Below are 21,537 nucleotides of genomic sequence, written 5' to 3'. Positions count from 1 at the left end.
CGGCAGCGTGTCCACCAGGATGCACCAAGTGGGGAGGAACAGTAAACACCATGGGGCGACCAGGACTCCAGGCCTTCCCAGCAGGGGATCATGGGGAATGGTCCGCGTGTCCGGCCGTCCCCGTGGCGCGGGCAAACCGGAGGGCAAGGCTTGTTCTTCCACCCGTCACGCGCTGCTCTCTTTTGGGTCGAATAAGTGGGTTTTGCCTCTCAAGTTCTGTCTGTAATGGGCGACCCTGAATATGGTCTCTGTCACGTCGGTGTGCCGGAGAGGGGTATGGGCCGGCCGTCGGCGGGATGCGTCCTGGAAGGAGAGAGCAGGTGTCGTCTTTTCCACGCCTGTGCTCGATCCAGGCGCGTTTCACGATTGCCGCGACGGCACTGTCCATGATCGTCTTTGTGGCGGCCGGCGTGATCCTTGACGTCGCGGTGCGGACCACCATCCAGTCCGACATGTACGCCGAGACCCAGCGGGCCGGCACCGCGTGGATCGCGGCGATGCGGTCCGGCGGCACGGCGCCGAAGGCCCCCATCAGCCGCGTCACCCTCTTCCAGGTGGTGGACTCCCATGGCCGCGTCGTCCACTCCAGCGAGCCACTGGCCGGCATGCCGCCGATCAGCACGGTCCGCCCGCTGGCCGGTGAACGGATCCAGCACCGGACCGAATGCCTGCGGGGAGGGGAGTGCGTCATGCTCAGCGCCATCCGGGTCTCCCCGCAGGAGGCCGGTTGGCTGTGGGCCGGCGAGCCCCACACCGTCTATGCCGGCATGGTCCAGCCGATCATTCTCGCCACGGACCGCCTGGAGATCTACACCGCCACGGGCGGCCTGCTGGCCGTCGCCGTACTCGCCGTGATGTCCTGGTGGGTCGCGGGCCGGACGCTGCGGCCGGTGGCGGCGATCCGCGCGAAGATGTCCGAGATCACGGTGAGCGACCTGAGCCTGCGGGTGCCCGAGCCGTCGGGCCGCGACGAGGTCGCGCAGCTCGCCCGCACCGCCAACGAGACCCTGGCCCGGCTGGAGGGGGCCGTGGAGCAGCAGCGCCAGTTCGCCTCCACCACCTCTCACGAGCTCAGGACCCCGATCAGCGGTCTCCGCGCGCGGCTGGAGGAGGCGCTCCTCTACCGGAACCACGTCGATCCGCACGAGACCATCGAGGCCGCGTTGTCGATCACCGACCGGCTGGAAGCGATCATCAGCGATCTCCTGCTGACGGCCCGTCTCCGCTCCGGCGACCCCGTGCCGCCCGAGGTGATCGACCTCGGCGCACTGGTCATGCGGGAGGCGGCGGCCCGGGTGACCGGCGTGCCCGTGCGCGTCGACGCCGGCCCGGACGTCACCGTCCGCGGCTGCCGGATCCAGCTCATCCGGATCCTCGACAACCTGCTGACCAACGCGCAGCGGCACGCCTCCGGCGCCGTCGAGGTCACGGTCGAGGCCAGGGACGGCCAGGCCGTCGTCGCCGTGGTCGACGACGGATGCGGCATCGCGCCGGAGGACCGGGAGCGCGTCTTCGAACGCTTCACCCGCCTCGCCGACGGACACCGGCGCGATCCCGGCGGCAGCGGACTGGGCCTCGCCATCTCTCGCGACATCGCCCACGCCCATCGCGGGACGCTGCGGATCGAGGACTCAGCCCGAGGCGCCTGCTTCGTTCTCCGGCTGCCGCTGGCGGAAGCCGGGGCTCCTCAACGGAGCAGGAAGGACAGATCGCGCTGAGCGCTCAACGCCCGCACGTGGTCCCGCTGAAGGGCGGCGCCGCGAATCCGGCACGACCGACCTGAATGCCGCCGCGGGATCCGGTGAACCACTCCAGCGGGGCGCCCTAAAACGGTAATACGGTCGGCTCAGACGGAAGCGTGGAGGAGGAGAAGACGGCCCCGCCGTACATCTGGATCTGCGTCCGGAAAAGCGCACGGACAAAGGCCGAATACCACCCATGTGATGACGCCTAACCTGGGTTGACCTGGTATTTCGTGCTGCACGACACCTGGATTCCGGCCACCGGCAAGAGGGCGAGAGGCGATGAGGAATGGGGAGACCATGCCGTGCCCTATCGCATAGTCGGCCAGTCGCGACAAGGGGATCGCCCGAACACTCCGGCACATATCTGCTTATTTGGGATCTAGAACCGCGTTGTTTCCCAAGCGATCGTACTTTCATCGATGACAGATTTGACAATTCGCCTATATGATCGCCGTTCGTGGCTGAAGGTGATCTTTGAGCCCGCTGGCGCCACGCTCCCCATACCCCTGCGAAGCCTCATCGCGCAGACCGAGTTCGGCGAAGCCGTCATCAGCCGTCGGTGATCCATCCCCCACCCCCACGGAGTCCCGGATGTCCCTCACGGAGCAACGGCCCAGCGCCGTATCCGCCGCACTGGCCGAGGATCGGCTCGGCGTCTCATCGATCGTGTTCTTCGTCATCTCCGCGGCGGCGCCGCTGATGGTCGTCGCGGGTTCGGTCCCGACGGCGTACGCGGTGACGGGCGTCATCGGTGTGCCGTTCGCGTTCCTGCTGCTGGGCGCCATCTTCGCGCTCTTCGCCGTCGGGTACGTCACGATGGCCAGGCACGTCGTGAACGCGGGCGCCTTCTACGCCTATGCCGCCCAAGGGCTCGGCCGGACGCCCGGGGTGGCGACGGCGTGGGTGGCACTGCTGTCCTACAACGCGCTGCAACTGGGTCTCTACGGCATCATCGGGTCGGCGGCCGAGCCGCTGCTCCTCGACTGGTTCGGCGCCTCGCCCGCGTGGTGGGTGATCGCACTCGTGGCGTGGGCGCTGACCGGCCTGCTCGGCCTGCTGCGGGTGGACGTCAACGGCAAGATCCTCTCAGTCCTGCTGGTCAGCGAGATCACCGTCGTCCTGGTGTTCGACATCGGCGATCTGTTCCACGCCGCCCCGGGCGGCATCAACTTCGAGGGTTTCACCCCCGGCTCGCTGTTCGTGCCCGGCGTGGGCGCGGCGCTCGCCACCGTCGTCGCCGGGTTCGCCGGCATCGAGTCGTCGGTCGTCTTCGCGGAAGAGTCCAAGGACCGCGACAGGACCGTGCCCATCGCCACCTACCTGGGCATCGCGATCATCGCGGTTCTGTACGCGATCTCCGCCTGGGCCCAGACGGTGCCGACCGGGCCCAGCGGAATAGTCAAGGCGGCATCCGAGCAGAAAACCGTGCTGATCTTCAACCAGGCGGTCGCCCACCTGGGCTCCACCGTCGCGACGATCGGCTCCGTGCTGTTCGTCACCAGCAGCATCGCCTGCATGATCGCCTTTCACAACACCACGGCCCGCTACATCTTCGCGCTGGGCCGGGAGAACGTGCTCCCCTCGGTGTTCGGGCGCACCTCGGCCCGCACCGCCGCTCCGATCGCCGGATCGGTGCTGCAGACGGCGCTCGGACTGATCGTGATCGTGATCTACGCGATCTTCGGGCTCGACCCGGTCACGAAGCTGTTCTTCACCTTCGGCGCGTTCGGCGGCCTCGGGCTGCTGACCCTGCTCACCGTCACATCGCTCGCGGTCATCGTGTTCTTCTCACGGAACCCCTCGGGAGAGACGGCGTGGCGGACCCGCGTCGCCCCGGCCCTGGCGGCCCTGGCGCTGTGCGCGATCATCGGACTGACGCTGATCAACTTCGACACGGTCCTCGGAGTCGCCCCCGACTCGGCCCTCCGCTGGGTCCTGCCCGGCATCTTCGTCGTCGCGATCGTCTTGGGCGTCGTCTGGGCTCGAGTGCTGAAGGTCACCAGGCCAGAGGTGTACGACAACGTCGGTTTCGGCGCTCAGGCCGTCAGCGGAGGTTCCAAGTGACACCCGAGATCACCCGGATGACGGACGCGGCCGTGGTCGGCGAGGTCATCGCCGACACGTTCGCCCGCGATGCGGTCACCAGCTGGCTCATCCCGCCGGTGGGGGACCGGCTGCCGATCCAGCGGCGGTTCTTCACCATGCACGCCGCGCACGCGCTCGACCACGGCGACGTCTACGGCATTCACGAGTCAGGCGAGCTCGCCGGGGTCGCGGTCTGGTTCACCGCGCCGTTCCCCGGGATCCCCGGCGAGGAGGAGGAGATCGCCTCCTTCGCGGGGGAGTACGCCGAACGCTTCCGCATCCTCGGCGAGCGGATGGACAAGATCCACCCGCACGAGCCGCACCACTACCTCGCGTTCATCACACTCGTGCGGGGGCGCACCGGACGCGGCCTCGGCACCCTGCTGCTGGAGGAGCACCACCGGCGGCTCGACGCCCAAGGAATGCCTGCCTACCTGGAGGCCAGCAGCGAGGCGAGCCGCCGGCTCTATCTCCGGCACGGCTACGTGGACATGCCGGAGCTTCTCCGGCTGCCCGACGGCCCGGTGATGTATCCGATGTGGCGCGCGCCGGTCACGCGCGTCGACGCCGGCGGGCAGGGTGAGGGGAACGGGTCAGACGCCCGGATCGCCGGCGACCTGTGATCGACTCCGGCGGCGGAGTCCGGGACACTGTTCGGCGTCGGTACGGCACCGCCGCCCCCTGGAAGGCACATGAGAAACAACCGCTGTCCCAAATGCTCCTCCGAGCACATCATGGCCGACGTGGAGGTGCGCGACTGGGGACCCAACGGCTCTCATCCGTTACGCGTGCACATCACGGAGCCCGAGCCGGACAAGCACGGCTTCATCTGGAAGCAGGGCTCGTCGGCCGGGGCGGTGCGGGCCTGGATCTGCGCCGCCTGCGGATACACCGAGCTCTACACCGACAACCTGGGCGAGCTGTACGACAGCTACCGGAAGGGCCACCCCGGGCCACCCTACGGGCCCTGACGGGTCGCTTGGCGGCTTACGTCCGTCTCGTCCATGTCTGCGGGTGTCGGACCTCGTGACTCTCAGTACGCACCGAACGGCCGGACGCCGAGACGGACGATGGCCTCCGCGCACGTGATCGCCGCCGTGAGCCCGTCGACGACCGGCCTGCCGGTGGCGCGGGCGACTTGATCGGCGAGCCCCGCCATGCCGCCGCAGCCGAGCACGACGACCTCGCCGGAGGCCCGCCGGGCCGTGCCGGCGATCGTCTCGACCGCGGCGTCGCGGTCCTTGACCAAATCGGGAACGCCGAGCCCGGTCGGCAGGATCTCCGCGCAGCGGCCGTCCAGGCCGAGCGCGCGGAACCGGTCCGCCACGACCGGGACCGCGCGCTCGGTGGAGGTCACCACCGTGTAGGTGCGGCCGAGCAGCCCGGCGAGCGCCGGGCCGCATTCGGTGATGTCGAGCACGGGCGCTCCGCTGGTCTCCTGGGCGGCCTCCCGGCCGGGCTCTCCGAACCCGGCCATCACCACCGCGTCGGCTTCGCCGCCGAGCCGGGCGACGCAGTCGAGCACGCCCACGGCGCTCAGCAGCACCTCCCGCTGGCCGGTCAGCTCGACCGGGCCGCTGGCGGGCTGGACGGCGACGATCTCCGTGCCCGGAGCGGCGACCGCCTGGGCGGCCTGCCGGATCAGCTCCGTACAGGCGTCGACGCGGTTGGGGTTGACCACCAGGATTCGCACGGCTCTCGCTTTCTCTCTCAGACGGTTTCGAGGCTGGGGGTGGGCGCGATCACTTCGGCGGCCAGCGCGCCTTCGTGGACCTTCGCGCTGCGGGCGTAGTAGACGGCGCCGCCCAGGACGAGCCCGAGGATCCAGGAGAACGGCGCGACCGAGGAGAAGGCGGGCACCAGGGCGAGGACGGCCCCAACCGCCGCGGCTGGCACGAACGCCTGCAGGGCCACCGGGTTGACGCCCTTCCAGTAGTAGTACGCGCTGCCCTCCTGGGCCTTGTACAGGTCGTCGATCACGATCCGGCCGCGCCGTACGAAGTAGTAGTCGACGAGGAGGATCGCGACCAGGGGCGCGAGGAACGCGGCGAGCGACCCGAGAAAGTAGTTGATGATGGCGGGGTTCGCGTAGAGCTTCCAGGGCATCACCAGGACCGCCAGCACGGCGCTGATCAGGCCGCCTCGCGTGAAGTTGAGGTACTTCGGAGCGAGGTTGGCCAGGTCGTATGCGGGGGAGACGAAGTTGGCGACGACGTTGATGCCCATCGTGGCGATCACGAACGTCACCGCGCCGACGACGGTGACCACCGGGTTGCCGATGCGGGCGACGATCTCCACGGGTTCGGTGATGGTCCTGCCGAAGACGGAGATGGTCCCCGCCGTCGTCAGCACCGACGCGAGCGCGAAGAGGGCGAAGTTGACCGGCAGGCCGAGCAGGTTGCCGCGCCGGTACGACTGGTGGCTCTTGGTGAAGCGGGAGAAGTCGGCGTAGTTGAGGATGAGCGTCATGAACGTGGCGATGGTGAGCCCCACCGCGACCAGGCTCTGATGGATCTGCTCGCCGGTGCTCAGCCGCGTCAGACTGCTGGTGAGCGAGATGTCGAAGTCCGCCTTGACCAGCAGCCAGCCGGCCAGGAAGAGCATCATGATCCAGACCAGCGGGCCGGTGGCCCAGTCCTGCACCTTGCGGATGGTCTCCATGCCACGGGTGAGGATCACCAGCTGCACGGCCCACATGAACACGAACGCGATCCAGCCGAGCGAGGACAGGCCGAGGACGTCGTTGTGCGTGTACTCCGCGAGGCCCGGCCTGAGCTGTACGGCCAGCACGACCAGGGCCACGGAGGCCAGCCAGGTCTGGATGCCGTACCACGCGATGGCCATGACGGCGCGGATGAGCGCGGGGAGGTTGGCGCCGTAGACGCCGAAGCTGACGCGGGCGAGCACCGGGAAGGGCACGCCGGTCCGGTGGCCGGCGTGTCCCATCAGGTTCATGCCGACGTAGACGATCGTGATGCCGGCCAGGAGGGCCAGGAAGACCTGCCAGGCGGCCAGGCCGAGGACGAACAGGCCGGCCGCGAAGGTGTAGTTGCTGATGGCGTGGGTGTCGGCCATCCAGAGGGCGAAGATGCTGTATGTGCCCCAGCGGCGCTCACGCGCGGGGGCGAGGTCCTCGTTATAGAGGTTGGCTGTGTAACCGGGCGGAGTCAACGTGCGTCCTCCTGCATGTCGCAGCTCCATTGGGGGGCAATCGTGAAGCTATGACTGAACATCGCGTTAAGTATGTACTTCACGTAACGTCTGTGTGTCACGCGCCGCGGCATAGGATCTAGGTCATGGGCGGTCCGCAGATCGACGATCAGGAGCTGGGCACCCGCATTCGCGAGCTGCGGATGGGGCGGGGGCTCTCACTCCGCCGCGTCGCTGACCTGCTCGGGATCAGCCCCAGCGCGCTGTCCCAGATCGAGCGGGGCCGGATGCGTCCTTCGGTGACACGGCTCTACCAGATCATGTCGGTGCTCGACATCCCGATGGCCGCGGTCTTCGGGGAGCGGGAGACGCCCGAGCCCCCCGCCGGCCCCCTCGACCCCCTGGACTCCCTCGGTGATGAGGGGAAGGGCGACGACATCATGGTCGTCCGGGGCGACGAGGCGACCACGCTTCTCCTGGGCCACGGCGTGCGCTACCGCAGGCTGACGCCGATCGCCGTGCCGGGGATGAACATCTTTGAGTCGATCTACCCGCCGGGCTCCGGCTCCAGCCAGCACTCCGAGTACGTCTGCCACGGCGGCCGCGAGATCGGCAACGTCATCAGCGGCACTCTCGTCGTCGATGTGGGAGCGAAGACCCATGAGCTCGGCCCCGGAGACTCGATCACGTTCCCGTCGACGACACCCCACAGGATCTCCAACCCCGGAGACACCCCCGCCGTCGCCGTCTGGATCAACCTGACCTGACACGCCCTCAGCCGGGGCCCGTGTGTTTCAGGGGCCCTGTTTCAGAAGAACTCCTGGAAGGCCCAGGAGATCGGCTTGAGGCATGACTGAAATGGAGGCTGCGCCGGCTGGACCGCCGGAAGTGGGGCCTTTGTGCTTGAATGCTCCGGGCAAGCGAGATCTTTGTGAGGAGTGCGTGTGAAGCTGCTGGCGGATCTGGCGGTGGCGGCGGTCGCGCTCCTCCACGTCTACATCCTCGTGCTGGAGATGTTCCTCTGGACCACGCCACGGGCGAGGAAGGCATTCGGCACGGACGCCGAGTTCGCCGAGAAGAGCCGGGCCCTCGCCGCCAATCAGGGCCTCTACAACGGGTTCCTCGCCGCCGGCCTGATCTGGGGGCTGATCGCCCCCGATCCGGTCGGTTTCCAGGCGAAGGTCTTCTTCCTGGCCTGCGTCGCGGTGGCCGGTCTGTACGGCGCCGCCACGGCCAGCCGGAAGATCCTTTTCGTCCAGACCGTGCCCGCCCTGATCAGCTTGGCCCTGGTACTGCTGGCCCGCTGACCCCTCCGGGTTTAAAAAGGTCCTTTACTATCAGGGCCTGGAAACTTTATCGTTGCCTTAAGAGGACGACGGGGGATGGCACAACTCGTGCTCGCGGGCGTGTTCCGCGTGGCATGGGGCAACCCTCCGGAGGAGTAATTGAAGATCGGCGGCAGACGGTACGCACGTGTTGCCCTGGTTCTCGCTCTAGCCACTTCCGCGATATGGACGGCCGGGGGCGGCAACGCCGCGCAGGCCGCCGTCACGCCGGTGCCGTTCAGCTCGGTCGTTCCCGCGGTCGCCGGTTCGGCCCCGGCGGCGGGCGTCACGTACGGCATCAGTGCCACGACGACCATCTACACCGAGTCCACCTCTACGGAGGCCACGGCCATCGGCGGCTATCTGGCCGCCATCCTGCGTGGCTCCACCGGCTATCCGCTTCCGGTCACCGCCGCGACCGGCTCCACACCGGCCGCCGGGATCTCGCTGCTGCTGTCGGGCGCCCCGAGCAGCGTGGGCGACCAGGGCTACCAGCTGGACGTGACCGCCACGTCGATCGTCGTGCGCGCCAACCAGCCGGCGGGTCTGTTCGCCGGGGTGCAGACGCTGCGCCAGCTGCTGCCCCCGGCCGCCGAGAGCACGACCGTCCAGCCCGGGCCGTGGCCCGTCGCGGGCGGGCGCATCGTCGACTCGCCCCGGTTCGGCTACCGGGGCGCGATGCTCGACGTCGCCCGGCACTTCTTCCCCGTGGCGACGGTCAAGCGCTACATCGACGAGATCGCGCTCTACAAGGTCAACTACCTGCACCTGCACCTGTCCGACGACCAGGGATGGCGCATCGCCGTCAACAGCTGGCCGAACCTCGCGGTGTACGGCGGGAGCACGGCCGTCGGCGGCGGGCCGGGCGGCTACTACACGCAGGACGACTACCGGCAGATCGTCGCCTACGCCGCCTCCCGCTACATCACGATCGTCCCCGAGATCGACATGCCGGGGCACACCAACGCCGCCCTCGCCTCCTACGCCGAGCTGAACTGCGACGGTGTGGCGCCGCCGCTCTACACCGGGACGGACGTCGGGTTCAGCTCGCTGTGCACCTCGAAGGAGCTCACCTACACCTTCATCGACCAGGTCTTCGGTGAGCTCGCCGCGCTGACGCCCGGGCCGTACCTGCACATCGGCGGCGACGAGGCGCAGAGCACCCAGCCCGCCGACTACGCCGCGTTCATCAACCGCGTGCAGCAGATCGTCGCGGCGCACGGCAAGACCGTCGTCGGCTGGCACGACGTCGTCAACGCCACGCCGCTGCCGTCCACGGTGGCGCAGTTCTGGGGCACTACGACGCGCAACTCGGCCGTGTCGGCCGCCGCCCAGCGCGGCACGAAGGTCCTCATGTCGCCCGCCAACCGGGCCTATCTCGACATGAAGTACAACTCCCGCACCACCCTCGGCCAGAACTGGGCCGGCGTCATCGACGTCAAGACGGCCTACGGCTGGGACCCCGGGGCGTACCTGAGCGGGGTGGGGGAGTCGTCGGTGCTCGGCGTCGAGGCGCCCCTGTGGACCGAGACCATCACGAGCCTGGCAGACATCGAATACATGGCCTTCCCCCGGTTGCCCGCGATAGCCGAGCTCGGCTGGTCGCCGTACAGCACGCACGACCTGACGGCATTCAAGACCCGGCTCGGCGCCCAGGGCCCGCGGTGGCACGTCATGGGCCTCAACTACTACCACTCCACCCAAGTGACCTGGCCGGCGGGCTCATAGCGGTCCGCCGTCCATCCCCACCGGGTCCCCCCATATATGCCGGCCCGCGTCGCCCCCGACCGGCGGCACGCCGGGCCGGCACCGGCAAGAAGGAGTCCGTCTCCATGTCCCTTGTGAAAAGCCGCACCCGGGTCCTCGTGTCCCGGGTGCTGGCCGTCCTCCTCATGGTGCTCGCCGTGGGAGTCGTCGAGACAGGCGGCGCCACGGCCGCCACCGTCAGCTCCACGGAGCTGACGACCGGATGGTCGCTGAAGTCGGCCACCGGCGTCACCGACACCGGCGCCGCCATCTCCCAGGTCGGGTACGGCACGTCCGGCTGGAACCCCATCAAGCTTCCCTCGACGGTGCTGGCCGGGCTGACCGCCAACAACGTGTACCAGAACATCTTCTTCGGGCAGAACCTCAAGAACGTGCCGGACCTGACCGGCCAGAACTGGTGGTTCCGCGGCGAGTTCACCGCGTCCGCGCTCAGCCCGGGACAGGTGTACTGGCTCCGCTTCAAGGGGATCAGTTACCGGGCGCAGATCTGGCTGAACGGCACTCAGATCGACGCCAACGCCGTCGGGACCATGGTGGTCCACGAGTACAACGTCACCAACCTCATCAAGCCGGGCGCGGCCAACGCGCTCGCGATCCTGGTGACCCCGCCGGCCCATGGCTGCAAGGACCTGTCCTTCTGCACCGTGGACTGGAACCCCGAGGCCCCCGACATGAACGCGGGCGTGTGGGGCAAGACGCTGCTCGACACGACCGGCCCCGTCGCGCTGCGGGACCCATACGTCAAGACCGTCCTGCCGCTGCCCGCGACGAACTCGGCCGACCTGACCGTCTACGCCGACGCCGTCAACGCCACGAACGCGCCGGTCACGACGACCGTCAGCGGCACGATCACGAAGACGGGCTACCCGACGATCTCGTTCAGCCAGGACGTCACGCTGAACGCCGGCGAGCGGCGGGAGATCTCCTTCACGCCGGCGGCGTTCCCGCAGCTCCACGTGACCAACCCGGCACTGTGGTGGCCCTACCAGTTCGGCAGCCCTGAGCTCTACCAGCTGGCGCTGACCGCGACGGCCGCCGGGGCGACCTCGGACACCAAGTCGATCAACTTCGGCGTCCGCCAGTTCACCGACTACCGGCAGACCGTCAACGGCACCTCGTTCGCCGGCTACAAGGTCAACGGGCAGAACATCCTGTTCCGCGGCGGCGGCTACATGTGGGACATGCTCCAGCGCTGGGACACCAAGACCAACGCGGCGCACATCCAGTACGTCAAGGACATGGGCCTCAACACCATCCGCTTCGAGGGCACCCTCGGCAACGAGGAGCTGTACGACATGGCCGACAAGGCCGGCATCATGATCATGCCGGGCTTCGTCTGCTGCAGCGCCTGGGAGAACGACAGCACCTGGTCCACCGAGCAGGAGCAGGTGGCCAAGAACTCCCTGGACAGCCAGATGCGCGCGTTCCGCGCCCACGCCGCCACGTTCCTGTGGACGTACGGCAGCGACCAGCCGCCCACCGCGGCGCACCTGACGGCGTACAAGAACGTCGCCACCGCCCTGCACTGGCAGAACCCGACCCTCGACAACGTCGCCACCTGGTCCAACGCCAACGCGGGCATGAAGATGGACGGCCCGTACGTCTGGGAGCCGCCCGTCCTGTGGTGGGACACCACCAAGGCCGGCAGCGCGTTCGGCACCACCGGCGAGGAGGGCACCGAGTCCCCGCCGCCGCTGGAGAGCCTGCAGAAGTTCCTCGCCCCCGCCGACCAGTGGCCGATCGGGACCGCCTGGAACTACCACTCCGGCGCGCCGGGCAGCGTCTTCGACAACACCGCGCCATTCACCGCCGGGCTGAACAGCCGGTACGGCACGACCACGAGCGCGGCCGACTACTCGAAGAAGTCGGAGGTGCAGAACTACGAGAACACCAGGTCGTTCTTCGAGGCGTGGAGCGCCCACGAGTACACCCAGTCCTTCGGCACCATCTTCTGGATGCTGAACAGCGCCTGGCCGTCCGTCCACTGGAACCTGTACGACTACTACTTCAAGCCGGGCGGCGGCTACTTCGGCAGCAAGAAGGCCAACGAGCCGATCCACATCAGCTATGACTACGCCACCAGGAAGGTGTTCGTCGTCAACTCGACGCTGGCGGCGCGCAGCGGCCTGACGGCGACCGCGACGGTCTACAACATCCCGGACCTGGCCCAGAAGTACACGACGCAGGTGGCCGTCAGCGCTCCGGCCAACGCGTCGACGGAGGTCCTGACCATCCCGGCGCTGACCGGCCTCTCGTCGACCTACTTCATCCGTCTCCAGGTCAAGGACTCGGCGGGCGCGGTGGTCAGCAACAACCTGTACTGGTACTCCACCCAGGCCGACGTGCTGGGAAACAAGAGCAACTGGTACCGGACGACCCCCAAGACCTACGCCAACCTCACCGGGCTCAACAGCCTGGCGTCCAACTCCGGCGTGACCGCGACGGCCACCCGGACCGTGTCCGCCGGCCAGGAGACCGCCACCGTCACGCTGACCAACACGAGCGCGACCAACATCGCGTTCTTCCTGCGGCCGGAGGTGACCGCCGGGAACGGCGGCAACGAGGTCCTGCCGGTCAACTACACCGACAACTACGTCTCGCTCTTCCCGGGCGAATCCACCAAGATCACCGCGACCTACCAGACGAGTGATCTCGGTGGTCAGGCGCCCTACCTGCGGGTGAGGGGTTACAACATCCCCACCGCGTCGATCCCCATCCCGTAACCCCCGTTAGTTCCGGCACGGCAGGCGGCGGAGGTCCCTCAGTCCCGAGGGATCTCCGCCGTTGTCGTCCGGGGACGGCGAGGGAAGGGCGCCCGCGGACCCGGCGGCTACGACGCCACGGGCGCCGGGACCTGGAGGTCGTGGGCCGCCAGCACGGCGTCGACCTTCGCGGGGTCGGAGAACAGCGCCCACGCGGACACCGGGTCGCTGAAAAGGTTGATGAAGAGGCCGGCCACGTCCTGCGACATCGCGGCCCCGACGAAGAGCCGGAGAAGGTGCTCGGCCGGCGGCTGGAGGAACGCGTTGGACCACTCGGTCACCGGCCCGGCGACCTCCCACATCGTGTCGGCCACGGACCACGCGAACCGCTCGTCGTACGGCCCGCCGGCGGCGATGGCCTCCGCGGCCACCCAGGCGCAGTGCGAGCCGAGGTTGGCGCCCTGCCCGGTGACCGGGTCGTTGGTGATCCACGCGTCGCCGATGGCGAGGGCCACCCGGCCCGTGGAGAGCGCCGCGACCGGCGTGCGCACCACCGGCGTGACGGCGCCCTGAAGCAGGTCGTCGGGGCCGAGCGGGCCGAACGAGCCGGAGTCGATCCGCTCGGCGATCCGCGGCGCGTGCTCCCCGAGCAGCTTCTCCAGCGTCCGGGTGAACATCTCCGGATCGTCCTGGTAGGACAGCCGCGTCACGGCCTCCATCGGGCCGCCGGGGATCGCCTCGACCAGCATCGCGGCGGTCAGGCCGTGCCGAGTCCACATCGGCATCTGGAAGATCTCGCAGACGCCCGGCGACACGTTGTAGCCGAAGCCGTCGTGGGCGATTCCGGTGTAGAGACCGGCGAGGAGCGACCGCTGCGGACGGTCGTAAGGGGACCGGCTCTCGTCGCGGGGGAACAGTTCGGCGACGGAACGCCGGCCGGCCGCCACCACCATCAGCTCATGGCGGGCCGACCACGCGTCGACCTCCGCGGCGCCCGGAGACGGCTCCGTCATCACGAGCCGCCCACCGCGGGCGGTGAAGTCGTCGAGCAAGGCCGGCAGCAGCAGGCGGAAGTCCAGCCCGTGGAAGGGCTCGTCCAGGCTGCCGCCGAACTCCAGCGGGGGCTCGCCCGTGATGGAGATCCGCGCCGTGCCGACCAGGCTGCCTTCCACCGCGAAGTGCTCGCTGCCCAGCGCACGCTCGCGGGCGAGCGTGCGCTTCATCCGGGCGACGGTGTTGGGCAGCCGCCCCCGCCTCATCTGGTCCGCCGTGCTCTCGGAGTACAGGGTCACGTCCACGCCGAGCTGCTGCAGCCGGAGTGCCAGGGTCAGGCCGGAGATCCCCGCGCCGACGACGCCGATTCCATTGGTGGTCATTTGTTTGCTCCCTTCCGCCCTTATTGACCACCACGCCTCTTGGCAAGTAATTGGATTCCGCTTGTCCTGTGCTTGTGATGCCGATCGCCTGATTTACGCGCTCTCTGAAAGCGGTAAATCAGGCGAGCCGTTTCACGCGGCGGGCTCGTAGGTCAGGGAGAGGACGCCGGTGCTGAAGGTCTTCGAGTCGACGAGCTTCAGGGGCTGCTGGTCGGTGCCGTCGGGGAAGAGGCGCTTGCCACGGCCCACGACGATCGGGTGAACCAGCAGCAGGAGCTCGTCGAGCAGGTTGTCCCGCAGCAGGGACCGGACCAGGGTGGCGCTGCCGCTGATCGAAATGTTCTTCCCCGGCTGCTGCTTCAGCTTGGTGAGCTCCTCGACGACGTTGTCGCGGATCACGGTCGTGTTCTGCCAGTCGAGCTTGTCCAGGGTCGAGGAGACGACGATCTTGGGCGTGTTGTTCATCTGGTCCGCGAGCGGGTCCTCCGCGGTGGTCTGGTGGGGCCAGTAGGCGGCGAACTCCTCGTAGGTCCGCCGCCCCAGCAGCATGGTGTCCGCCCCGGCGGCCTGTGAACCGACCGCCTCGCCCAGTTCCTCGTTGAAGTAGGGGAAGTGCCAGTCCTGCGGCGCCTCCACGACGCCGTCCAGTGACACGAAAAACGCTGCGACGATCTTCCTCATGACATCTCCTCAGAAGGTGGTGGTGTCGCGCATCGGGGAAATCAGCGGCGGCACGGGAGAACCGCCGGGCATGCCGTACGGAAGCGAGCGCTGTGACGCGGCGCGCGCGGGGATGAGCGGTTCAGGACTCCGTCGTCGCGGTGTCCGTCTCGGATGTCCCGATCTCAGGCGTTTCGGGAGTCTTGGTGGTGCTGCTCTTGATGCTCGGATGGATGGCGACGATCACGCGGTGGTCCCGCCCGCCTTCGGCGGTCTCGTCGTGATATTTGCTGACCAGTGTGGCAACCGCGTTGGCCAGTTCCTCGGCGAAGGCGGCCCGGTCGGCGGCCGAGGCGAAGCGGACCTCACCGTCCAGGGCGAACGTGGCGACCTTCTTCTTGGCCTTGGAGGCGCCGGTGATGAGTTCGCCGACGTCCCGCACCAGCCGTGCCGCCACGGCGAGCAGCCAGCGTGCCGACAGCCGGTCGGGGGAGCGGTCGGGGTCGGGCGCCACGGCGGCGAGCGCGGTCGGCGAGATCACGTAGGACGCCGCCGTGGCGCGCATCACCCGCTCGGTGACGTTGCCTTTGCGGCGCTCCTCCACCAGCTCGACGAGCCCGTGCTGCTCAAGCGCCTTGAGGTGGTAGTTGACCTTCTGCCGCGCCAGGCCGACCTTCGCGGCCAGCATCGTGGCCGACGCCGGCTCGGCCAGCTCGGCCAGCAGCCGGGCCCGCACCGGGTCCAGCGAGACCTCGGCCGCGGCCGGGTCCTCGATCACCGCCACTTCGAACATGTCTTCACCCTTTCACCGACAATATCTGTCGTCAAGACCTGTCAAATTGTCGGCACGGCAGGAGGGTCACGCCATCGCCGCGCCTGGCGTACGGGGGTCCGCGCTCGGCTCGGGGGCGATGTTGAGGTTGGTCCGGAAGAAGTTGGCGGGGTCGTAGGCGTGTTTGATCTGGCGCAGCCGCCGGTGGTCGGCGGGGGTGTGGGCGGTGTGGGTGCGGGTGGGGTCGGTCAGGAAGTTGAGGAACGACCCGCCGGTGGCGTACGGCCGCAGCGCGTCGGGGAGGCCGGGGACGTCCGTGTTGATGATGACGGAGAACCGCGCGGAGCGGTGGCCGACGGGCCCGGCGTCGGGGCCGGGGTCGGCCATGGCGCCGCCCCAGTGCCGGATCTCGATCGTCTGGGCGGGGGCGTCGGCGTGCCCACCGGCCTCGGCGAGAGTGGCGATCACGGGGTCGGGCAGGGTCTCCAGCAGGTCCAGGTGGCGGACGGCGGTGCCGCCCATGGAGGCCTGTCCGAAGCTCATCTCGGCGAAGTCCTCCCACAGGGCGGGGCCGGTGGTCCGCCACAGCGGGGCCAGCAGGCGCCGGGCCTGGCCGGCGTCGCCTGCGTGCATGGCCTTGAGGACCAGCACCCGCCTGCCCCGCACCGGCTCGGGGGTCTCGGCGGTGGCGGGCATCTGGCGCAGCAGCAGGGCGGTGCTCAACTGCATGGGTGCCGTGGCGGCCCAGTCGCGGTAGGCGGCCAGCGTGTGCGCGGCGCGGCCGGGGTCGGTGGCGAAGTAGGCGGCCCCGGCGTAGACCCGGGCGACCGGGTGGAGGCGGAACTCCAGGGAGGTGACGACGCCGAAGTTGGCGCCGCCGCCGCGCAGCGCCCACCACAGGTCGGGGTGGCTGTCGGGGCTCGCGGTGACGACGTGGCCGTCGGCGGTGACCACCTCGGCGCGCAGCACGCTGTCGGCGGCGAACCCGTGGGCGCGGGACAGCCAGCCGAGGCCCCCGCCCAGGGTGTAGCCGGTGACGCCGACCTCGGGGGACGATCCGGCCAGTGGCGCGAGCCCGAACGGCGTGGCGGCGGCGATGACGTCGCTCCACAGGGCGCCGGGCCCGACCCGGGCGGTGCTCCGGTCGGGGTCGATCAGTACGGTGCTCATCCGGGTGGTCTTAAGCAAGATCCCGCCGTCGGCGGGCACGTGGGTGCCGTGCCCGGTGGCCTGCACCGCGAACGGCAGGCCGTGGTCGCGGGCGGTGACCAGCGCGGCCCGCACGTCGGCCGGCCCGGCCGCCTCGGCGACCAGCGCGGGCCGGGGATCGATCGCCGGGTTCAGCGACTGCCGCAGCTCGTCGTAGTCTCCCTGGCCCGGCAGGTGCACCACCCCGTCGAACTCCTGCCGTAACCGTCGCACGGCAGCCGGGACGCCGATGCCGGGTGCCGCGAGCGGCGGCCGCGTCTTCGTGCTCTGGCCCATTAGGTGATCCTTCTCTGAGTGTCCGCACGTCGGGCGCCCGGCCACGACGTCGGCCGGAACCACGATGGCCTTCGGCCACGCTTCCAAGGTGTCACCGACAAAATCTTTTGTCAAGACTACAAGAGTTGTCGGCACTCAAGCGGATCGATGTGATGTCGGCTCTCACGAGCTGGGAGGCGTCGGCGGCGCCTTCCAGAGGCGCGGTGGACAGGGCCGCTTTACTGGGCTTTCGCGTGTACGGCGCTGGCCGGTCCGCTGCGATCGGGTGAACGGCGTGCGCGGCGTCGCCCAGGCGCGCGATGGGGTAACCGGAATCGCGACGTCACCCGCGCCCGCGCGATGGGGCGGCGCGGACCGGGGTCGGCGAGAATCGGAGTGGGTACGGCTGGCCGGTCCCCGCGGATGTCGGCCCCTTCTGCCGTGCGTGCTTCTGGGACGTGGCCTAACGCGGGAGAGCGGCCTCCACCAGGGCGGTTTCCGTCAGCAAGGCCGCCGCGGGCGATTCGTAAATCTCGAAGACGTGCCGCAATCGGGTGGCGTCGAGGATGACGTCGAGGGTGCCGTGAACCCCGGCGAGCCGGAGCCCGCCGCCCGCTCTCTTGGTGGCGCTGTCGGCCTCAAGCAGGATCTCCAGCCCGGTCGAGTCACAGAATCGCAGGCCTGAGGTGTCCACGACGACCGTGTCGCGTCCCGCGCGGATGATTTCGCGGAAGACTCCCCGGAGGAGGCCGCCTGTCGCGATGTCGAGTTCGCCGGCTACGGCCACCATGGCCGGAGGACCGTCCTGGACAGTGATGTTGAGCTGCGATGCCATATGAGCGCCTTCAGCGGAATCGGGGCATGCTGTCGCAAATGACGCTATCTGCTGACGGGTCAGCGGCCAGTAACGGCGACACTCAATCGGGGCTCATGAAAGGCCGTTGTGCCAGGCGCTCACCATGGTTGCGCCAAGTCCGTAATGAGCGCCACTACTCCGATACTGGCATAAAGCCGCTCACCTGGCATAAGTCACATGACCGAAGTTTGCGGGCAGGGAGTCGGGGATCTGACCCAAGTCGTGGTCCCCTGGAGTCCCTTCCCGCCCGGCCCTCCGCCGCTGGACCCCGTCCTGCGCAGCCCGGAGAACCGGGCGCGGCAAGACGCGACGCGCTAAGTTCGGCGGCCGTGGTGTGGGTGGGGGCCGACCCATGTCGAGAACTCGTCGCCCGCTCCGACCCACCTATGAGACGCGCCCACAAGGGCGCCGCCCATGAGGAGTGAAGACGTGAAATATCTCCTGCTCATCTACATGAACCCGGCTGTCTGGGAGTCCCTGTCGGAGGAGGAGCGGAACGAGGTGTTCCGCGGCCACGACGAGTTCCAGAAGGTCATCCGCGACTCTGGGGAGATGATCGGCACGCAGGCGCTGGCCGACCCGTCGGAAAGCGCCACCGTGCGGGTGCGGGACGGTGTCCCCGCCGTGACGGACGGGCCGTACATCGAGGCCAAGGAGTATCTCGCCGGGTACTACCTGGTCGAGTGCGGGAGCAAGGAGCGCGCGATCGAGCTCGCCGGCCTCGTCCCGGACGCCCGGTTTACCGCGATGGAGGTGCGGCCGATCGTGTTCTCGGCCGGCGCCGAGATCTGAGGGGTTCGGCGATCTGAGCCCGGCCCGGGGACGCCCTACGCTTCGCCGCTTCGGCGCGGGGATCGTGGGAGCCGGCCGGGCCGCTGGCGCGGTCCGGGACGTGACTCCCAGCTCGGGCGCCTCGCCCGCTCGGGAAACCTTCAGCCCAGGTTGAGCCGGGCCCTGTCGAACGGCAGAACGGCGGAACGGCAGAACGGCCATCGCCCTGCTGCTGGGGTGTTGTCAGCGAGGCGCTTCAGCGGTGCGACGGACATACGAGTTGTCAAGGGTTCCCTGACGTCCTATGGTGTCAGGGACATCCTGACACCATAGGAGTGCGCTGTGCCACTGCCTGACACCCTGGACGAACTCGTTCGGTGTTCCTTCTGCGGCAAGCCGACCACCGAGGTCGACAAGCTGGTCGCCGGCCCTGGAGTGTACATCTGCAACGAGTGCGTGGCCCTGTCCGCGTCGATCATCGACGGGAGCCTCAACAGCCCCGCAGGGCCGCGCGTGCCCGTGTGGGAGTGGCTGACTGACGAGGAGATGCTGAGCCACATTCCGCGCGTCGCCGCGCACATCGACCAGGCCGAGGCTGACCTGCGCTCGTGGGTGCAGGAACTGCGCCGGCGCGGCGTCACCTGGGCCAGGATCGGGGAAGCTCTCGGGATCACCCGCCAGTCCGCGTGGGAGCGGTTCTCCGGCGAGGAGTGACGCGATCTGGGGCAGCCCGCCTGCGTCTGGAATCTTTCGGGCGGCATGATCCCGGTATGCGTGGTGAGGGTGGGCTGTTCGAGGTTGAGCCGGTCGAGGCGGAGCAGCCTCAAGGCCGTGCGGCGGCGGTGGACAAGACCTTCCGGGCCTTCGACCCGCATCAGGTCCTTTTGCTGCCGCCATCGCCGGACGACTGGCTGCCCGAGGGCCACCTGATCCGGTTCGGCGCGGACCTGGTCAATGAAGTGGCACCGCACGAGTCTCGTGCTCACGGAATATTGCGAGCACAGTCCGGTTGATCAAGGTCATGGCCGAGATTCTTGTGACGGGCGCAACCGGCAACGTCGGCCGGGAGGTCGCTGTTCAGCTCGTATCAGTGGGTATCCCTGTGCGCGCGTTTGTGCGAGATGGTCGAATGGCCCGCCTCCCGGAAGGCGTCGAGGTCGCGGAAGGGGACCTGTCCGTGCCGGAAACCCTGGAAAGGGCGCTGACCGGAATCGAGACGGTGTTCCTGGTCTGGCCCTTCCTCACGTCCAATGGCGCGTCCGCCATTCTGGCCACGATCGCAAGTGCTGCCCGCCACCTCGTGTACCTGTCATCGTCAGGAGTCAACGAGGACGCCGAACGGCAGACTGATCCGATCAACCAGCTCCACGCCGACATGGAGAGCCTGATCGAAGCATCGGGCCTGGAGTGGACCATCCTTCGGGCGAATACGATCGCCTCCAACGCTCTGGGGTGGGCCGGGCAGATCCGTGACGGGGGTGTCGTCCGTGGTCCCGGCATCGCCCCCACGGCGGTGATCCACCAACGCGACGTCGCAGCCGTAGCGGTACGCGTGCTGACCAGCGACAAGCATGCCAGCGCGAAGTACGTGCTGACCGGTCCGCAGGTGCTGAGCAGGGCTGAGCAGGTCCGCATGATTGGAGAGGCGATCGGCCGTCCGCTGCGTTTCGAGAGGGTCCCCGTCCAGGTGGCGCGAGAGCAAATGCTCGCCGATGGAAGGCCACCTGCCCTGGTAGAGGCCCTGTTGGCCAGCGCGGAAACGCGGCCTCACTCGGATTTGATCACCTCAACGGTGGAAGAGATCACCGGAGCGGCCGCACGAACGTTTCGTGAATGGACCGTCGACCACGCTGATGACTTCCGTTGAAGCCGAGGCGATCAAGGTGATTCCGCCGATGGAGCGTCGTGGTCCTTGGCCTGGTCTCGGCGATCGCCACGCTGACGGGGCGCCACGTGATCGGCCGCGTGCGCGGAGGCCACGCACCGGCCCTGATCGCGGTGGTCGTCTTCCTCCTCGGAGTGCTCCCCTTGCTGCTGCTCACGCCGAGTCCGGAGGCCGCGATGATCTCCGCCGTGGTGTTCGGCGCGGGCTTCATGGCGGGCCCCACCGCGGCCACGATGATCGCGCGGCGTATGCTGCCGCAGAGCGTGTGGACCGCCGGGATCGCCCTGCTCACCGTCGCCTTCTCCGTAGGTCAGGCGGATCGGGCCGCTGGTGCCCGGCCTGCTGTCCGACAGCGAGGGCGGCATCGCGCGGGGCCTTTGGCTGTCGGTCGGCCTGCTGACCGCCGCCGTGGCGCTCGCGCTGTTCCAGCGGGAGTACGCTCCCGAGGCCGCCGAGGCGCAGCCCCGGACGAGACCGGTTTCCACATCCACAATCTGAAGAGGAAAAGGCATGTACAAGCGCATTCTCGTGGCGATCGACAACTCGTCGCGGTCCGATCGCGTCCTGGAGACGGTCGAGTCCCTTGCCCGGCTCACCGGGGCGGCCGTCGACGTCCTGCACGCCGAGGAGTCCCATGTCGTGTACGACACGGTGGTAAAGGTTGAAGACGACGATGACGCCCAGGCGGTCGTCGACCGGGCCGTGACACGCCTCACCGAGGCGGGCGTCCAGGCCAAGGGCCACGTCGTCGAGGCGTTGAGCGGCCAGGTTCCCGACGTGATCCTGAACCGTGCGCGGGAGGCCGGCAGTGACCTGGTGGTCCTCGGCCCCCGGCATCACAGCAGGATTGGCGTGCTGCTCGGCGGGAGCGTCAGCGGGGAGGTCGCGCTGCACACGCCGATCTCGGTCCTGCTGGTCGTCTGAGAGAAAGAGAGGCCTACCCGGTGTCCCGGAAACCGTCCGAAGTGGTCGTGGTCCT

Annotated in this window: 20 protein-coding genes and 2 pseudogenes; 15 read left to right on the top strand and 7 right to left on the bottom strand. The window is 68.8% G+C overall.

Going from position 1 to position 21,537, the window contains the following annotated elements; genetic code table 11:
* Positions 1-320: 320 nt before the first annotated feature.
* The 4 genes from N5079_RS18200 to N5079_RS18185 all read left to right on the top strand — a co-directional run bounded on the left by N5079_RS18200 (position 321) and on the right by N5079_RS18185 (position 4,801).
* A complete protein-coding gene (locus N5079_RS18200; protein WP_261585104.1) occupies positions 321-1,718 on the top strand; it encodes a sensor histidine kinase in 1,398 nt (465 codons plus the stop codon).
* A gap of 618 nt (positions 1,719-2,336) precedes the next feature.
* Positions 2,337-3,809 carry an APC family permease gene (locus tag N5079_RS18195; RefSeq protein ID WP_261585103.1) on the top strand — a complete coding sequence of 491 codons (1,473 nt, stop codon included), beginning with the start codon at positions 2,337-2,339 and terminating at the stop codon, positions 3,807-3,809.
* Complete coding sequence (locus N5079_RS18190) at positions 3,806-4,453, top strand: GNAT family N-acetyltransferase (protein ID WP_261585102.1); 648 nt, start codon at positions 3,806-3,808, stop codon at positions 4,451-4,453. Before N5079_RS18195 ends, N5079_RS18190 begins: the two co-directional genes overlap by 4 nt.
* A gap of 69 nt (positions 4,454-4,522) precedes the next feature.
* Positions 4,523-4,801, top strand: a complete 279-nt coding sequence (locus N5079_RS18185; protein WP_261585101.1) for a hypothetical protein — start codon at positions 4,523-4,525, stop codon at positions 4,799-4,801.
* Positions 4,802-4,863: 62 nt separating this feature from the next.
* Here the strand turns inward: N5079_RS18185 and N5079_RS18180 are convergent, their stop codons facing one another.
* Complete coding sequence (locus N5079_RS18180; RefSeq protein WP_261585100.1) at positions 4,864-5,523, bottom strand: aspartate/glutamate racemase family protein; 660 nt, start codon at positions 5,521-5,523, stop codon at positions 4,864-4,866.
* Between the two features lie 17 nt (positions 5,524-5,540).
* On the bottom strand, positions 5,541-7,001 hold the full coding sequence (locus tag N5079_RS18175) for an NCS1 family nucleobase:cation symporter-1 (RefSeq protein WP_261585099.1): 1,461 nt from the start codon (positions 6,999-7,001) through the stop codon (positions 5,541-5,543).
* 125 nt (positions 7,002-7,126) lie between these two features.
* Here N5079_RS18175 and N5079_RS18170 point away from each other — a divergent pair, with 125 nt between their 5' ends.
* The 4 genes from N5079_RS18170 to N5079_RS18155 all read left to right on the top strand — a co-directional run bounded on the left by N5079_RS18170 (position 7,127) and on the right by N5079_RS18155 (position 12,795).
* On the top strand, positions 7,127-7,747 hold the full coding sequence (locus tag N5079_RS18170) for a cupin domain-containing protein (RefSeq protein ID WP_261585098.1): 621 nt from the start codon (positions 7,127-7,129) through the stop codon (positions 7,745-7,747).
* 177 nt (positions 7,748-7,924) lie between these two features.
* Complete coding sequence (locus tag N5079_RS18165) at positions 7,925-8,287, top strand: DUF1304 domain-containing protein (RefSeq protein ID WP_261585097.1); 363 nt, start codon at positions 7,925-7,927, stop codon at positions 8,285-8,287.
* A 138-nt stretch (positions 8,288-8,425) separates the two neighbouring features.
* The gene (locus tag N5079_RS18160; RefSeq protein WP_315967860.1) at positions 8,426-10,033 is read left to right on the top strand and encodes a beta-N-acetylhexosaminidase; all 1,608 of its coding nucleotides are present in this window, start codon (positions 8,426-8,428) and stop codon (positions 10,031-10,033) included.
* A 104-nt stretch (positions 10,034-10,137) separates the two neighbouring features.
* Positions 10,138-12,795 carry a glycoside hydrolase family 2 protein gene (locus tag N5079_RS18155; protein ID WP_261585096.1) on the top strand — a complete coding sequence of 886 codons (2,658 nt, stop codon included), beginning with the start codon at positions 10,138-10,140 and terminating at the stop codon, positions 12,793-12,795.
* A gap of 107 nt (positions 12,796-12,902) precedes the next feature.
* Here the strand turns inward: N5079_RS18155 and N5079_RS18150 are convergent, their stop codons facing one another.
* The 5 genes from N5079_RS18150 to N5079_RS18130 form a co-directional block, all read right to left on the bottom strand.
* The gene (locus N5079_RS18150; RefSeq protein WP_261585095.1) at positions 12,903-14,150 is read right to left on the bottom strand and encodes a styrene monooxygenase/indole monooxygenase family protein; all 1,248 of its coding nucleotides are present in this window, start codon (positions 14,148-14,150) and stop codon (positions 12,903-12,905) included.
* A gap of 132 nt (positions 14,151-14,282) precedes the next feature.
* Entirely contained in the window at positions 14,283-14,831 is a 549-nt protein-coding gene (locus N5079_RS18145) for a dihydrofolate reductase family protein (protein WP_261585094.1), read from the bottom strand.
* Between the two features lie 121 nt (positions 14,832-14,952).
* Entirely contained in the window at positions 14,953-15,603 is a 651-nt protein-coding gene (locus tag N5079_RS18140) for an ArsR/SmtB family transcription factor (RefSeq protein ID WP_261585093.1), read from the bottom strand.
* A gap of 66 nt (positions 15,604-15,669) precedes the next feature.
* Positions 15,670-17,067, bottom strand: coding sequence for an FAD-binding oxidoreductase (locus N5079_RS18135; RefSeq protein ID WP_261585092.1), 1,398 nt, complete (start codon positions 17,065-17,067; stop codon positions 15,670-15,672).
* Between the two features lie 442 nt (positions 17,068-17,509).
* Positions 17,510-17,881: an STAS domain-containing protein gene (locus N5079_RS18130; protein ID WP_261585091.1), complete on the bottom strand. Its 372-nt coding sequence runs from the start codon at positions 17,879-17,881 to the stop codon at positions 17,510-17,512.
* Positions 17,882-18,331: 450 nt separating this feature from the next.
* On the opposite strand from N5079_RS18130, the gene N5079_RS18125 reads away from it, so the two are divergent.
* From N5079_RS18125 to N5079_RS18100, 7 genes and pseudogenes are all read left to right on the top strand, one after another.
* On the top strand, positions 18,332-18,694 hold the full coding sequence (locus N5079_RS18125; protein WP_261585090.1) for a YciI family protein: 363 nt from the start codon (positions 18,332-18,334) through the stop codon (positions 18,692-18,694).
* Positions 18,695-19,015: 321 nt separating this feature from the next.
* The gene (locus N5079_RS35575) at positions 19,016-19,387 is read left to right on the top strand and encodes a ClpX C4-type zinc finger protein (RefSeq protein WP_410007805.1); all 372 of its coding nucleotides are present in this window, start codon (positions 19,016-19,018) and stop codon (positions 19,385-19,387) included.
* A 74-nt stretch (positions 19,388-19,461) separates the two neighbouring features.
* Positions 19,462-19,635, top strand: a pseudogene (locus N5079_RS18115) (IS1182 family transposase); the annotation flags it as partial.
* 47 nt (positions 19,636-19,682) lie between these two features.
* A complete protein-coding gene (locus N5079_RS18110) occupies positions 19,683-20,540 on the top strand; it encodes an NAD(P)H-binding protein (protein WP_261585089.1) in 858 nt (285 codons plus the stop codon).
* Positions 20,541-20,578: 38 nt separating this feature from the next.
* Positions 20,579-20,869 (top strand): annotated as a pseudogene (locus N5079_RS35570) (YbfB/YjiJ family MFS transporter); the annotation flags it as partial.
* Positions 20,870-20,888: 19 nt separating this feature from the next.
* Positions 20,889-21,056 (top strand): hypothetical protein, encoded by a 168-nt coding sequence (locus tag N5079_RS18105; protein ID WP_261585088.1) that lies wholly within the window; start codon positions 20,889-20,891, stop codon positions 21,054-21,056.
* Positions 21,057-21,068: 12 nt separating this feature from the next.
* Positions 21,069-21,482 carry a universal stress protein gene (locus N5079_RS18100; protein WP_261585087.1) on the top strand — a complete coding sequence of 138 codons (414 nt, stop codon included), beginning with the start codon at positions 21,069-21,071 and terminating at the stop codon, positions 21,480-21,482.
* Positions 21,483-21,537 lie beyond the last annotated feature (55 nt).

Origin of the sequence: Planotetraspora sp. A-T 1434 (genome assembly GCF_025420585.1) — a bacterium.
Lineage (GTDB): Bacteria > Actinomycetota > Actinomycetes > Streptosporangiales > Streptosporangiaceae > JAOEGB01.
This window is presented reverse-complemented; position numbering and strand designations above follow the sequence as displayed.